General features: G+C 41.8%; 11 protein-coding genes. 8 read left to right on the forward strand and 3 right to left on the reverse strand.

Annotated features, from left to right (window positions below; genetic code table 11):
• Together AB7E53_RS11990 and AB7E53_RS11995 are read right to left on the reverse strand one after the other, a co-directional pair.
• Window positions 1-415, reverse strand: a 415-nt coding sequence (locus tag AB7E53_RS11990; protein WP_446775876.1) for a GNAT family N-acetyltransferase, incomplete at its 3' end; no start/stop codon positions are given.
• A gap of 220 nt (window positions 416-635) precedes the next feature.
• Window positions 636-1,553, reverse strand: coding sequence for a DUF2156 domain-containing protein (locus AB7E53_RS11995; RefSeq protein WP_179398500.1), 918 nt, complete (start codon window positions 1,551-1,553; stop codon window positions 636-638).
• Window positions 1,554-1,730: 177 nt separating this feature from the next.
• On the opposite strand from AB7E53_RS11995, the gene gnd reads away from it, so the two are divergent.
• The 3 genes from gnd to pgl are packed head-to-tail and all read left to right on the forward strand — an operon-like array spanning window position 1,731 to window position 5,380.
• The gene (gnd, locus tag AB7E53_RS12000; RefSeq protein ID WP_371689555.1) at window positions 1,731-3,185 is read left to right on the forward strand and encodes a decarboxylating NADP(+)-dependent phosphogluconate dehydrogenase; all 1,455 of its coding nucleotides are present in this window, start codon (window positions 1,731-1,733) and stop codon (window positions 3,183-3,185) included.
• Window positions 3,186-3,200: 15 nt separating this feature from the next.
• Window positions 3,201-4,682 (forward strand): glucose-6-phosphate dehydrogenase, encoded by a 1,482-nt coding sequence (gene zwf, locus AB7E53_RS12005; RefSeq protein ID WP_079683859.1) that lies wholly within the window; start codon window positions 3,201-3,203, stop codon window positions 4,680-4,682.
• On the forward strand, window positions 4,682-5,380 hold the full coding sequence (pgl, locus tag AB7E53_RS12010) for a 6-phosphogluconolactonase (RefSeq protein ID WP_446775878.1): 699 nt from the start codon (window positions 4,682-4,684) through the stop codon (window positions 5,378-5,380). Before zwf ends, pgl begins: the two co-directional genes overlap by 1 nt.
• A gap of 30 nt (window positions 5,381-5,410) precedes the next feature.
• On the opposite strand, the gene AB7E53_RS12015 is transcribed toward pgl, so the two are convergent.
• Entirely contained in the window at window positions 5,411-6,010 is a 600-nt protein-coding gene (locus AB7E53_RS12015) for a peptidoglycan DD-metalloendopeptidase family protein (RefSeq protein ID WP_350456079.1), read from the reverse strand.
• A gap of 330 nt (window positions 6,011-6,340) precedes the next feature.
• Here AB7E53_RS12015 and AB7E53_RS12020 point away from each other — a divergent pair, with 330 nt between their 5' ends.
• The 5 genes from AB7E53_RS12020 to AB7E53_RS12040 all read left to right on the forward strand — a co-directional run bounded on the left by AB7E53_RS12020 (window position 6,341) and on the right by AB7E53_RS12040 (window position 12,418).
• Window positions 6,341-6,841 (forward strand): N-acetyltransferase family protein, encoded by a 501-nt coding sequence (locus tag AB7E53_RS12020; protein WP_446775880.1) that lies wholly within the window; start codon window positions 6,341-6,343, stop codon window positions 6,839-6,841.
• A 110-nt stretch (window positions 6,842-6,951) separates the two neighbouring features.
• Window positions 6,952-8,355 (forward strand): glucuronate isomerase, encoded by a 1,404-nt coding sequence (gene uxaC / locus AB7E53_RS12025; RefSeq protein WP_446775882.1) that lies wholly within the window; start codon window positions 6,952-6,954, stop codon window positions 8,353-8,355.
• Between the two features lie 480 nt (window positions 8,356-8,835).
• Window positions 8,836-9,156: a helix-turn-helix domain-containing protein gene (locus AB7E53_RS12030; RefSeq protein WP_446775884.1), complete on the forward strand. Its 321-nt coding sequence runs from the start codon at window positions 8,836-8,838 to the stop codon at window positions 9,154-9,156.
• 597 nt (window positions 9,157-9,753) lie between these two features.
• A complete protein-coding gene (locus AB7E53_RS12035; RefSeq protein WP_446775886.1) occupies window positions 9,754-11,631 on the forward strand; it encodes a hypothetical protein in 1,878 nt (625 codons plus the stop codon).
• 13 nt (window positions 11,632-11,644) lie between these two features.
• Entirely contained in the window at window positions 11,645-12,418 is a 774-nt protein-coding gene (locus tag AB7E53_RS12040) for a hypothetical protein (RefSeq protein ID WP_446775888.1), read from the forward strand.
• Window positions 12,419-12,814 lie beyond the last annotated feature (396 nt).

Below are 12,814 nucleotides of genomic sequence, written 5' to 3' on the forward strand. Positions count from 1 at the left end.
ATAGCAAGGATCGCTCTTTGGGTGGATAAACCTGCTGATTGTAGGTGAAAACCGTCGCGTAACCACTTTTCTCATAAAAGCCATAAAGCCACGGTTCGGCAGGAATTAGAATTGATAACGGTATCTGACGGCGCTCCATTTCTTTGAATGAATCAATCAGCAACCTACGCATCAATCCCCGTCCCTGTGCTTCGGGGAGGGTGCCAGCACCTGATATATAAGAAGCTGTAACCTCCTGGTTCCATATCCGAAACGGATAGGGTAACATATATAAAGCCGATAAGATACGTCCCTTTTCTTCCAGCACACGGATGTTTTCATCACGTACTACCTCGTGGAAGAAAAGAGAAATAAACGCTTCCGTATCACCAAAAAGCGATTTCCATAACGACTTTAATTGTTCTATATCCTTCATCAATTTATTTTAATAGTCTTGCAACTTCGATTAGAGGTTCCGTACATCTCCGATTACATGGTTACTTACCAGTCGAAATAAACAACCATTTATTGTTCGTTAGTCACGCTCAACGCAATTCGGTGTTTGGGAGAATACTAAAACATTCGACCATTTATTCTCCGTTGGTCACGCTCTGCCCGTCAATAGGTAATATCGTGCTGACGAATCAAGCAATTATTTATTGTCCGTTGGCCGGTTTCTTTATCACCACATTCTTTTCTAGCAGAAATACCGGATTATAAGACAACTTGGCTTGTCGCAAGCCCGGTAATCCTAAATCCTCTTCTCTGTTTACGTATGTATATTGCTCCGGAATGCGTGAAGCAAATTCCTGGTTAATAATCGTAAAGGCACCCTGGTAATTTACATCCGCCTTTTCCACATGCACCCCAAAGGTATTATGATTAATGGGCGATCCAAAGGAGAATGCTATAATTTCTGAACCAACCCTGATGGCGCCACCCGTCAGTCCCAGCGCCTCAAAATTCTGCAATGCATAGGTAAGCGACCTGCGTTCGTAAGTCAGATCGTCGCCATCCGTATCCGGATCATTGGCTTTAAACCACTTATGTTCCAGTCGGAGGCAATGCGGAACCAGGTCGGGCGTAATGGGAAGATACTCGTAATCGGGATTCTGTTTCTTAAAATTATTGATGTGATTCCGCTTGGACTGAAATTTTTTCCCCTTAAGCGAAGTAAGATCCTCCCTCAGGTAAATATAATCGTAGTAGTCTCGGTTGGGCAGGTAAACCAATTCGTTGGGGAAATGCACCTCCAGATTCTCTTTGGCAGCAGGCGTAATACCCAGCATACACAAGGGATGTCCGTTAGCCAGCGAATCTTGCTCTATCAGCTCGACCGACTTCTTCAAATCCCCTTTGCCTATCGGACACATGTAGGCAATACGGGTTCCGTCTTCAATCCAGAAACGGATCAACAACTCGCCGTCTACAACCGCGTACTCACTTTTGTAAAGAAAGCGCCAGCTGCACATATTAGAAAAAGAAAAATCACAATTACGATAATCCCCCGGAAGGGTGAAAGATTGTATAATACCCCTGTCGTCAAGGGTAATTGGTTTAAATGGTATATCCATGTCTGTTTTTTTGTTGCACCTATAGAACTATTAACCCGCCAATAATGTTTAGTGGAAATATAAAATTTCGGCTAATAATTTTATTTTACTTACTAATAAAGAGAATCTATCAAACAATTGTACAAATGTAATTGTTCTAAGTACATGAAAAAAGTTTTTAACTAAAAATAAAGATATATGGAATTAGCAGATGTAGGATTGATCGGGTTGGCAGTTATGGGCGAAAACCTTGCATTGAACATGGAAAGCAAGGGGTATAAAGTAGCTGTATATAATCGTAGCGCACCCGGAGAAGAGGGAGTGGTTGATCGTTTTGTGAATGGAAGAGGTAAAGACAAAAAATTTATCGGCTCAAATAACATTCAGGCATTCGTTAACTCCATCCGTGCTCCCCGAAAAATAATGATGATGGTAAAAGCCGGTTCTCCCGTAGACGAACTTATTTCGCAATTGGTACCCTTTCTTTCGCCGGGCGATGTGATTATTGATGGAGGCAACTCCGACTTTAACGACACCGAACGCCGGGTAAAAGAGGTGGAACAGAAAGGGTTCTATTTTATCGGTTCCGGAATCTCAGGAGGAGAGGAGGGTGCACTTAACGGTCCTTCCATCATGCCCGGCGGTTCGGCCAAGGCCTGGCCTTTGGTACAGGAACTGCTTCAGTCCATCGCCGCCAAGCTGGAAGACGGCACCCCCTGCTGCCAATGGATTGGTAACGGAGGGGCAGGTCACTTCGTAAAGATGGTGCACAACGGCATCGAATATGGCGACATGCAACTTATAGCCGAAGCCTACTCGTTGCTCAGAGCCGGAAAAGAATCAGACAACGCACAGCTTGCCACCGTGTTCGACAACTGGAACAAAGGCGATCTGGATAGCTTCCTGATCGAGATTACCGCCAACATCCTGCGCTTCAAGCAGGCGGACGGCACCTATCTGGTGGATTCCATTCTGGATGTAGCCGGACAAAAAGGAACGGGTAAGTGGAGTGCCATGGCTGCCATGGATCAGAACGACCCGCTTACATTGGTAACCGAAGCCGTGTATGCCCGTATGCTATCCGGCCTACAGAGCGAAAGACAAAAAGCATCCGCCTTGTATCCCGGACAAGGAGAGGAGGTTGCTTCGTTAACTACCAACGATATCAGGGATGCCTTGTACGCATCTAAAATTATCTCTTATGCACAGGGATTCTCACTGATGAGCCGTGCTTCCGCATCATATAAATGGAACCTGAACTACGGAGCCATTGCCCAGATATGGCGCAAGGGGTGTATCATACGTTCGGCCTTCCTCGGCAAGATTACAGAAGCCTACCAACACAATCCGGAACTCGAGAATCTGCTGTTCGATCCATTCTTTAAACAAAAGATCGAAAACTCCCAGTCGGCCTGGCGTAAAGTGGTATCTGCCGCATTTGCTTCGGGAGTGGCCATCCCTGCCATGGCATCGGCCCTCAGTTATTTCGACGGACTACGCACCTTGAACTCGTCGGCCAACCTTATCCAGGCGCAGCGCGACTACTTCGGAGCACATACCTACGAACGAACCGACAGTCCGAGGGGACAGTTTTTCCATACCGACTGGACCGGTAAAGGCGGATCTACGCATTCGGGAAATTATAATGTATAAAAGAGGAGGGAACCTATGAACGAAAAAGTAGACAGTCAGCTTATTGTTATTTTCGGAGCCTCGGGCGACCTTACAGGCCGCAAGCTGATCCCTTCATTATATGAACTGCATAAACGGGACCTGCTTCCCGAGAAGTTGTGTGTGATGGGTGCAGCGCGTACCGAGTATACCGACGAGGAATTCCGTAATATACAGCGTGAAAACCTGGAGCATTCGCAGAAAGGGAAAGAACTTAAACCCGGCGATATCGACGCTTTTCTGGAGCATATATGTTATGTAAGCTTCGATTCGGGCAAGAGCTCCGACTATTATAAACTAAAGGATCGCATCACCGAGAAGCAAACTGCTCTGAATCTGCCGGATAAGGTAATGTATTACCTGGCTACTCCACCGCAGATGTACGACCTGATTCCTCAGTATCTGCAGGAAAACGGGATGAATGTAGCCGCTACTCCCGAGGGATGGCGACGGGTTATCATCGAGAAACCCTTCGGTACGAGTCTGGAGACAGCGCGCGCGCTTAATAAAAAGTTGATGAGTATCTTCGACGAAAAAGAGATCTACCGCATCGATCATTACCTGGGAAAGGAAACCGTACAGAACATCCTGGTGCTGCGGTTCTCCAACGGGATTTTCGAACCCTTATGGAACCGTAACTACGTAGATTCTGTAGAGATAAAGGTATCCGAAACCCTGGGAGTGGAAAACCGTGGTAAATATTACGAAGGCTCCGGGGCCATGCGAGACATGATACAGAATCACCTGATGCAGTTGATGGGCTTTATCGCCATGGAGTCGCCCGCCGTGTTCGAAGCCGAACCTTTGCGCGACGAGATTGTAAAGGTGTTCCGTTCACTGCGTCCCTACAAGTCAGCCGAGATAGACCTTAACGTGGTACGCGGGCAATACGAGGGATACCGTCAGGAGCCGCAGGTGTCGCCCACTTCCACTACGGAAACCTACGTTGCCATGAAATTTTTCATCGACAACTGGCGGTGGGGCGGTGTGCCCTTCTACCTGAGTACAGGCAAGAAGCTGGATGAGAAGAAGTCGGAGATCGTGATCAACTTTAAATCCACACCCAACCAGCTTTTCAGCGGACAGTGCTCCGGCACCTCCTGCAACAAGCTTACCATTGCCATCCAGCCCAACGAAGGTATCTCCCTTCAGTTCGGACTAAAGATGCCAGGTGCCGGATTTGAAGTAAAACAGGTAAGCATGGACTTTAAGTACGAATCATTGTCGAAAGTCTACCTGCCCGACGCCTACGAGCGCTTGTTGCTGGATGCCATGCTGGGTGATTCCACCCTGTATGCCCGTAGCGACGCTTTGGAGGCAAGCTGGAAGTTTATCGACCCCATCCTGGCACACTGGAAGGAATCAGGCGATCAGAACCTGTATCCCTACACACCGGGAACCAAGGGACCCAAAGAGCGTAAACCCCTCAAGGTATTACCTCGTCCCTGTATTTGTTACAGTAAACAACAGATTGAATAATGGAAATAAAAAGATACAAGACTAGTGCAGAGGCCCTGGAAGGTCTCACCGGGTTGCTTGCCGACCTTATGAGTGCCAGGCCCGGACCTTTTCACCTGGCCATTTCGGGAGGCGATACACCCAAAAACCTTTTCAGACTTTGGGTGGAGGCCTACAAAGATAAAATAGACTGGAAACAGCTCAGATTCTATTGGGTGGACGAGCGTTGCGTACCTCCGGCCGACAGCGAAAGCAACTACGGACAAGCCAAATTACTCCTTTTTGATCCCTTGCAAATTCCGGATGAACACATATTCCGTATGAAGGGAGAGGTTGATCCTGTAGCCGAAGCAGCACGCTACGCCACCCTTTTAGATAAGCAGCTACCCAAGGTAAACGGATTGCCCCGTTTCGATTGCATCATGCTGGGAGTGGGAGGCGATATGCACACCGCATCCATATTTCCGGGTAACCTGGCCTTGCTTACTGCAAAGGAAACCGTAACAACCGCTGTACATCCCGTATCGGGACAAACACGCGTAACGCTTACGGGACCCGTTCTGCTGAACGACACTCCTTTGCTGATTCCTGTTATCGGAGCATCCAAAGCCCCGGTGATAGAAGCCCTGTCCAGAGGACTGGATCCGCAAAACCCAACCCCGTCGGCTTACGTGCTGAGCAAAGCAAGCTCGGCAACCGTAATTACGGATGTAAACTAAAAAGAAAAACGCGATTCGGATTGAACTGCGTTAACTTACGGATCTCACAGCAATGCTTCCACCAGACGTTTTTGTACAAACAATACGTTTGCGCTGGAGGCATCGCTCTTTTAGATTGAAGATGATGTTGGGGTTGAAATGCTGTCCGTTTATGCGTGTCTCAAAATGAAGGTGCGCCGTAGTGGTTCTGCCGGTACGACCGGTCAGACCTATTGGCTGACCCGCTTTTACGATATCGCCGGATTTAACGAAGTTTTTGGAATTATGACTGTATACGGTCTCCAGACCGTTATAATGACGTACCACAATTACATTACCGTAGGCAGCGTAGGGCTTGGACATCCTCACTACGCCATCGAAGGCCGACAGGATCGTGTCGTTGGGAACGGTTTTAATATCCACGCCAGTATGTCCGCGCCGTTTTCCTCCATAAGGCGAAATCACCTTGGCCCCGGGCAACGGAAAAGCAAAATCCTCGTCGGCAATCAGATCCAGGTTGATGGTATGTTTGTTGCCACTCTTGAACAAGGCCGGATCGTGAGCCACCAGGTGATTTATCTCTCTGGGAGAAAACGTTTGGGTAATCTCAATCCGCGGATCCACAATGGGTTCGAGCGCAGCTTTAGGCATGCAAAAACTAAAATCGGTTGCCGGAAGCGGAATATTCTGTGCAGGCAGAACCACCTTCGGAGTGTAGGCTGCCAGCGAAACTTCTTGCTTTTGAAAGCGGGAGAATTGAGTGGAACAGGAACTGAACAACAACAACGCAGAGCAAGAGATTAAACAAAGTATGTTTTTCCGATATTTTTTCATGAATACAAACATAAGAATTAAAATTTTCTTATCCTACGCCCTTCTCTCTTCTTAGCTTTTCTTTTCATATTTTTACAATCCCATCCTTTAAAGCATTCCCTTTTATACTATTTTTGTGCTCATTATTAACAAGTACCAATTAAAAATATGGAAAACGTAGAATTGAAAGAGATGACCCCGGCCGATCTTGAATTTGTAAAAGAGGTATACGATTACTATATACTCCATTCTACCGCCGTATTCTACCTGCATCCCTTAACCATCAGTGAGCTGGGCGAAAACATCCGTCTGGGCGACCCCCGTTACCTGGCCTATACCATTCATGCCAACAACCAGCGGTGCGGCTTTTGCTACATTTCCAAATTCAAACCCAAGGAAGCATTCGACGTAACCGTCGAGATAACCGTCTACCTCACACCTTCAGCCGGAGGTAAAGGCATCGGATATGCTGCCATGCAACAGTTCGAGCCCCGCATCTGGGAGGCTGGATTCCATAACATCGTGGCCCTTATCACCGGCGAGAACACAGCCAGCGTACGCCTTTTCGAGAAATGCGGCTATACCGAATGTGCCCGTATCAAGCGGGTGGCCCGTAAGTTCGACCGTCTGCTAGACCTGCTCATCTACCAGAAATTGCGCGCTTCCTAAAGGGAGGCATGTTAATATTCATTAGTTTTTTGATGTGGTTCAACAATGAACTCTCAATAAAAAACCATTTCTTTGCCCTACCATATTTTCGTCCTTAAACTTATCATTGTATGAACACATTTTTGACTGCCGATTTTTTACTTAAATCGGATACTGCGAAAGCGCTTTACCATAATCATGCGGCCAAGATGCCGATAATCGACTACCACTGCCACCTTAATCCGCAGCAAGTAGCCGAAAACTATGGATTTGCAGATCTCACCGAGATCTGGTTGGGAGGCGACCATTATAAATGGAGGGCCATGCGTGCCAACGGCGTTCCGGAAGAGTACATCACCGGATCCAAACCATCTTACGAAAAGTTTATGAAGTGGGCAGAAACCATGCCCTATACCCTTCGTAATCCGCTATATCACTGGACGCACCTTGAATTGAGCCGTGTATTCGGTGTAGATAAGGTGCTTAATCCAACCACCGCCCGCGAGATATATGATGCGTGTACGGCCAAGCTTCAGCTTCCCGAATTCAGAGCCCTGGGCATCATGAAACAAATGAACGTTGAGGTAGTCTGCACCACAGACGATCCCATCGACTCCCTTCAATATCACAAACAACACCGTGATAATGAAACCGGTATAAAGATGCTTCCAACCTGGCGTCCCGATAAAGCCATGGCGATAGAGAGCCCCCGGGTGTACAACGAATACCTCGATAAGCTGGAGGCAGCGGCCAACGTAAACATCACCTCCTATAACAACCTGCTGGAAGCCCTTCAGATCCGTCAGGATTTCTTCGAATCGATGGGCTGTTGTGTGTCCGATCACGGACTCGAAACCTTCTGTGCCGAACCCTATACCCAGGCAGAAATAGAAGCTATTTTCCTGAAGGTACGCGAAGGGAAAGAACCCTCCGCCGCCGAGGCCGCTAAGTTCCGGTCGGCTTTGCTTTTCGAATTCGGACGGATGAATGCACGCAAGGGATGGGTACAGCAATTCCATATCGGAGCGATACGCAACAACAACCCCCGCATGTACCGTCAGCTGGGTCCCGATACCGGATTCGATGCCATACACGACGTGCCCGTGGCCGCAGCCATGAACCGTCTGCTGGGTAATTTGGATCTGGAAGGAATGCTTACCAAAACCATTGTGTACAACCTCAATCCCCGCGACAACGAACTGATGGTTACCAACGCCTACAACTTCAACGACGGCACGGTACCCGGCAAAATGCAGTACGGAGCCGCCTGGTGGTTTCTGGATCAGAAAACAGGCATGGAAAATCAGCTCAACGCCCTTTCGGCTCTGGGCTTGCTAAGCCGTTTCGTAGGGATGCTCACCGATTCGCGCAGTTTCCTTTCGTACCCCCGTCACGAATACTTCCGCCGTATCCTGTGCAACCTGTTGGGTTCCGAAATCGAAGCGGGCGAGATACCCGTATCCGAGCTGCCTTTCATAGAGCAGATGGTAGAAAACATATCCTACTACAATGCTAAAAACTACTTTGGATTCTGATAAAATAAAAGAGAGCCCGACTTACAAGAGCCGGGCTCTTTGCGTGTGTAAATTATATAGTATCAGAAAAGTACGCTAAATAAAGAAAGCCGGTCTTAGAGAGTAAGACCGGCTTATGTAATTAAAATCCAAACCTTATTCTCTCGAACCAGGGTCAGCGAACACTATTTAGTATAAAAAAAACTTCAATATAAATGCAAGAAGAATGTCACCATTTTTCCTGTTTACAATAAAACAAAGTAAGATCCCAAAACGTTTAGTAAAACATTAAAAAATCGTATAAAAAAATATTAATAATGTGATAGTAATCAATGGGATATACTATTAATTCATGTATTCTATACAATAATAACTACCTTTTTAAAAGATTTGTTCAGGAAGACGTTATTAATGATCTCACTATTGAAATATCTATATTTTATGCTATATATTTGATGTTATTATAGATTTATCTATATTTGTAAATCTAATATTGAGCATATGTACAGCGATATTTATGAAAAGTCCGGATTTGAAATAATCCGTGAGCTTGGTAAACGGTACAGCGACTACCGCAAGCGGATGGGGTATACTCAAAAAGAAGTTGCCGAAAAATCCGGATTGAGTGTCTTCACCATAAGCTCTTTCGAGAATGGCTCTTCCACCGGAATCACCTTCTCCTCTTTCATACGATTGCTTCGGGCGATCGACTGTCTGGACGAAATTGAAAAACTATTGCCCGAACTGCCCGAAAGTCCACGGGCCATATTTATGAAACAAACTAAAAATAGTAAGACAGCAAAGACCTCATTGAAGCCGTAACCAATGCCATCGCAAATTTTGAGACCTACCCAAAAGACCTGGCTATTGACAACCACTTAATCACAAGCATGAAAGCCGATTTTGTGAAGATGTATAATTAAATGAATAATTTTATATCATTGACTTATGTATGAGAGAATACTAACTATCCATTTTAAATTAACTTTATCTCTTTCATATAGTTGGAAAATTAAAAGTATGCTTTAAATATTTGATTTGCATTTAATTAATATAAATATACAATTTATATTTTGTGTTAAATAATTATTATTGCTTAAATAATTATTTAAACTTGATTTTATGGTTGAATATCATTACTTTTGCAGAAGAAATGAGAAAATTCATTTTGGAATTAAGTAATAGATATTCAAAATCCTATTTATTTCATTTAGTAAAATTATGAAAAACATACCTAATTTATATAGTATACTTGCGTTTTTAGTACTATGTTCTTTCTCTCTGAATTCTCAAAATGTTTCAAATGATGTAGTTATATCGCAGATGAATTATTGTATTAATTCACTTACTAACATTATACATAATAAATCCATGCCTTTGTTGGAACATGAAACCGATCAATTGGTAAATAATCTGACTATGGAACAAATGATAGGGTTATATGAAATTGCAGATTTTAGAAGTGAGTTATTAGATGCAACAAGTAAACTGAACATTACAGAAGAAGAGCGTATGCTTTTGAAACGTATAACTTCTATTAGAAAGGATAACTTAAAATGGAATGCTTTGTCTAATGCCCTTAATCCAACGATTCTGTTGACAGGAGGAGGAGGTAATGCCTATCAATTAGCATTTCAGGTTCTTTTAGCTACAGCTAGGACTGCTATAGAATATAAATCTATGCAAGGAGAGCAGCAAATAGAAGAATTGAATGCAATGTGGAATTTACGAAAAGAAGACTTAAAAGAATTTGCAGAACTTCGTAAAATAGCATTGAATATAACATTTAAATTATATCAAAAATATCATCTTTCTGAAAAAGATAGGCTTACAGAAGAAACATCTAAGAGATTTTTTGAAATCGTTACTGAAGCGGATTCTCGTAAACGTGTTCGTCTTTTAAAAGATAATTTATCAACTTATGCAAAGATTCCAGATTATTATTATTATTTGGGTATGGCTTATGTTGATATCAAGGAATATTCAAATGCCAAACAAGCTTTTGATAAGTATACACTTCTTTATCAAAAAGCTCCTATTTTTAGAATTGATGAAAAGAGTGGTTGTATCGCATTAACTCGACTAATATATGAAAAAAGTCTTAGTGATTATCAAAAACAAGAACTGATCGAATCTGCGATATCTAATCTACCTAATAATGGAGCAGCTTTAATTCAATGTGCACTTATCTATCTTAAAGAGCTCCGTAATCCCCAAAAGGCTTATAATTTACTACGAATTGGTATTGATAATCCAAATATTACCGATAAGGAAGCCATTATAATGTTTGCTGTTAATGTGCTACCTCAAATAAAGAGTTATCCTGCTAGCTATATTGCTATATGTGATGCGATTAATAAATGTAGAAATATAGAATTAGATTCATACTTAACATACAGGTTTCATACAGAAGATAAAATCTGGCCGATCTTGCAGGAGATATTAAATTTTACAGATGTAGTAGAAAAACCATGGTATCGTTCCAAATGGATAATTGGATTTCTAATTTCTCCAGTATCTGCTATTAGTGAAGAGATGCGTCTTTCTTTACCGTCTTATATAAAGGTTAATCCATCAAGTATTCATGCTGTTGTTGAGAAACACAATATGAACAAAGTTACAATTCAAAAACTTTATGTAAAGGATGAAAGTAGTTTTACAATTAATGATGTTTTGGATGTTGATTGCTTTAAGGCTAATCCTAACTTGAAGTATCTCTATATGGAGTCAATTGATACAGGAGATCAATTTAGAATTAAATCAAATTTAGACTACGATAAGATTCAAAGTGAAGAATTTCCACGTCAGAGTGAATTTACTCTCACACAGGGGGATATAGAAGATATAATAGATTTTTGTAAAGAAAACTCATCAAACTCTTCAACAATTAATCTTCTTTTTAGGCCTAGTGAGGGTGAAGAGGAAAAGATAGAGGTTAAAGATGAGATTACTTACACTTTTAAAGGTGATACATTAATGGGTATTCCTCATCATTCAACTACTCAAGAGGGATATTATTTAAAATTATCTTTTGATAATATTTCAAATTTTGAATTGGCATATAAGTTAGATATGGAAAATGAATTACTTATTCCTTACTATGTCCATTTTAATAATGAATATCAATTTTATAAACCAGAATATAAAAAAGAATATCTTAATGAGATTATAAAGCCTTTAGAAGATAAGGTAAAACCGAATAAAAATAATCAATCAGAATTAAAGCAAGAGAATAACTGGTGGAAATCTATTTTAATGTGGTTGTTTTCCATTTGGGATTATTTAAAGTTCTGGTAGAAAAAAATATAATATGTTTCAAAAATTGTTTTTCATCTTTATTCTGTTTTTTAATATACAGATTACAATTGCACATAATGGTTGGGAAGCTCACGCTGAGGATATGTTTGCAGTGCTTGGATTTCAAGAAAATAAGGAACTAAGAAATTGGATGAAGTTTATAAGTTCAGATATGATTGATCAACATAATCATAATGAATTCTATACTAAACTAACAGATAAACATAAATGGTTTAAATGTAAACATCGTTTATTGTTTCATTGGGGCTATAATTCAGAGCCATGGAGTCCATTTTTAGAACAGAAAGTAAAAAAATACTCAGATTATACAGCTCTTAGCAATGATTCTATCAAATTCATTTTAAAGAATGATTTAAGAATGGAGCAAAAAAGAAGGAATCATTTGATGAATAATGAAACAGAAAGTCTCTTTGGATTTGCCCATAGTGGCAAAGATGCAAGATATGCGAATTTTTTTATTTCAATTGCTTATAATATACATTTATTGGGTGATTATACTTCTGATAATACTGATTTGGATGGATTAGTCAGCTTTTCTTCATTAATGGGTAGTATTATTACTTCAATCCGAAATCTAGATAATAATACAAGTAAACAACTGATTAAGGATATTAATTTTGTCCACAAAAAAGGAAGAAATGAGCAAGAAAAGGCAGATCTAGTATTATCTTTTCTTAAACAGAATTTACCAGAATTTATTCAAAAGGCTGATAATGGAAGTATTAAGCGAAGACTTCAAAAAAAAGGCTTCCTTTTTAGAAATTAATAAGTACAACCCCCCCCGTCCGTTGCGAAAAGTGGACGGGGGTAGATAATCCGGAGCATATGCACCCAGTCCAGAAGGAAAAGGAAAGTCAAATAGGATCAAAAAGATTTGATTTAAACAGCCATTCCGGCGCATATGCACCCACCCGATTTTACTTTATTATTTGTGACTTTTCGAGTATTTTGCGTGATAAAGAAATCAATCACGCATAGATATGTCAGGAAAAGTAAAACGAATGAGCACAATTAAACAATTGATTCAGCTGCACCTGTGTATATAACAATTGAAAAGTATACCATATTCCAGTTGAAAAGTATACCAGTGCTCATTGTTTGCGAAGATAAAAAAAGTTATCTAAACGCAGGTTAGATTCTTTTATTTTTGATCCATTTTTGA

This window comes from Macellibacteroides sp., assembly GCF_050251695.1.
GTDB classification, from domain to species: Bacteria; Bacteroidota; Bacteroidia; order Bacteroidales; family Tannerellaceae; genus Macellibacteroides; species Macellibacteroides fermentans.

What these genes read in the sequence shown, in the direction of transcription:
- gnd (WP_371689555.1), top strand. Translation starts at nt 1,731, where the DNA reads ATGGAATTAGCAGATGTAGGATTGATCGGGTTGGCAGTTATGGGCGAA.
- AB7E53_RS12030 (WP_446775884.1), top strand. Translation starts at nt 8,836, where the DNA reads ATGTACAGCGATATTTATGAAAAGTCCGGATTTGAAATAATCCGTGAG.
- AB7E53_RS12020 (WP_446775880.1), top strand. Translation starts at nt 6,341, where the DNA reads ATGGAAAACGTAGAATTGAAAGAGATGACCCCGGCCGATCTTGAATTT.
- AB7E53_RS12015 (WP_350456079.1), bottom strand. Translation starts at nt 6,010, where the DNA reads ATGCCTAAAGCTGCGCTCGAACCCATTGTGGATCCGCGGATTGAGATT.
- zwf (WP_079683859.1), top strand. Translation starts at nt 3,201, where the DNA reads ATGAACGAAAAAGTAGACAGTCAGCTTATTGTTATTTTCGGAGCCTCG.
- AB7E53_RS11995 (WP_179398500.1), bottom strand. Translation starts at nt 1,553, where the DNA reads ATGGATATACCATTTAAACCAATTACCCTTGACGACAGGGGTATTATA.
- AB7E53_RS12035 (WP_446775886.1), top strand. Translation starts at nt 9,754, where the DNA reads ATGGAACAAATGATAGGGTTATATGAAATTGCAGATTTTAGAAGTGAG.
- pgl (WP_446775878.1), top strand. Translation starts at nt 4,682, where the DNA reads ATGGAAATAAAAAGATACAAGACTAGTGCAGAGGCCCTGGAAGGTCTC.
- AB7E53_RS12040 (WP_446775888.1), top strand. Translation starts at nt 11,645, where the DNA reads ATGTTTCAAAAATTGTTTTTCATCTTTATTCTGTTTTTTAATATACAG.
- uxaC (WP_446775882.1), top strand. Translation starts at nt 6,952, where the DNA reads ATGAACACATTTTTGACTGCCGATTTTTTACTTAAATCGGATACTGCG.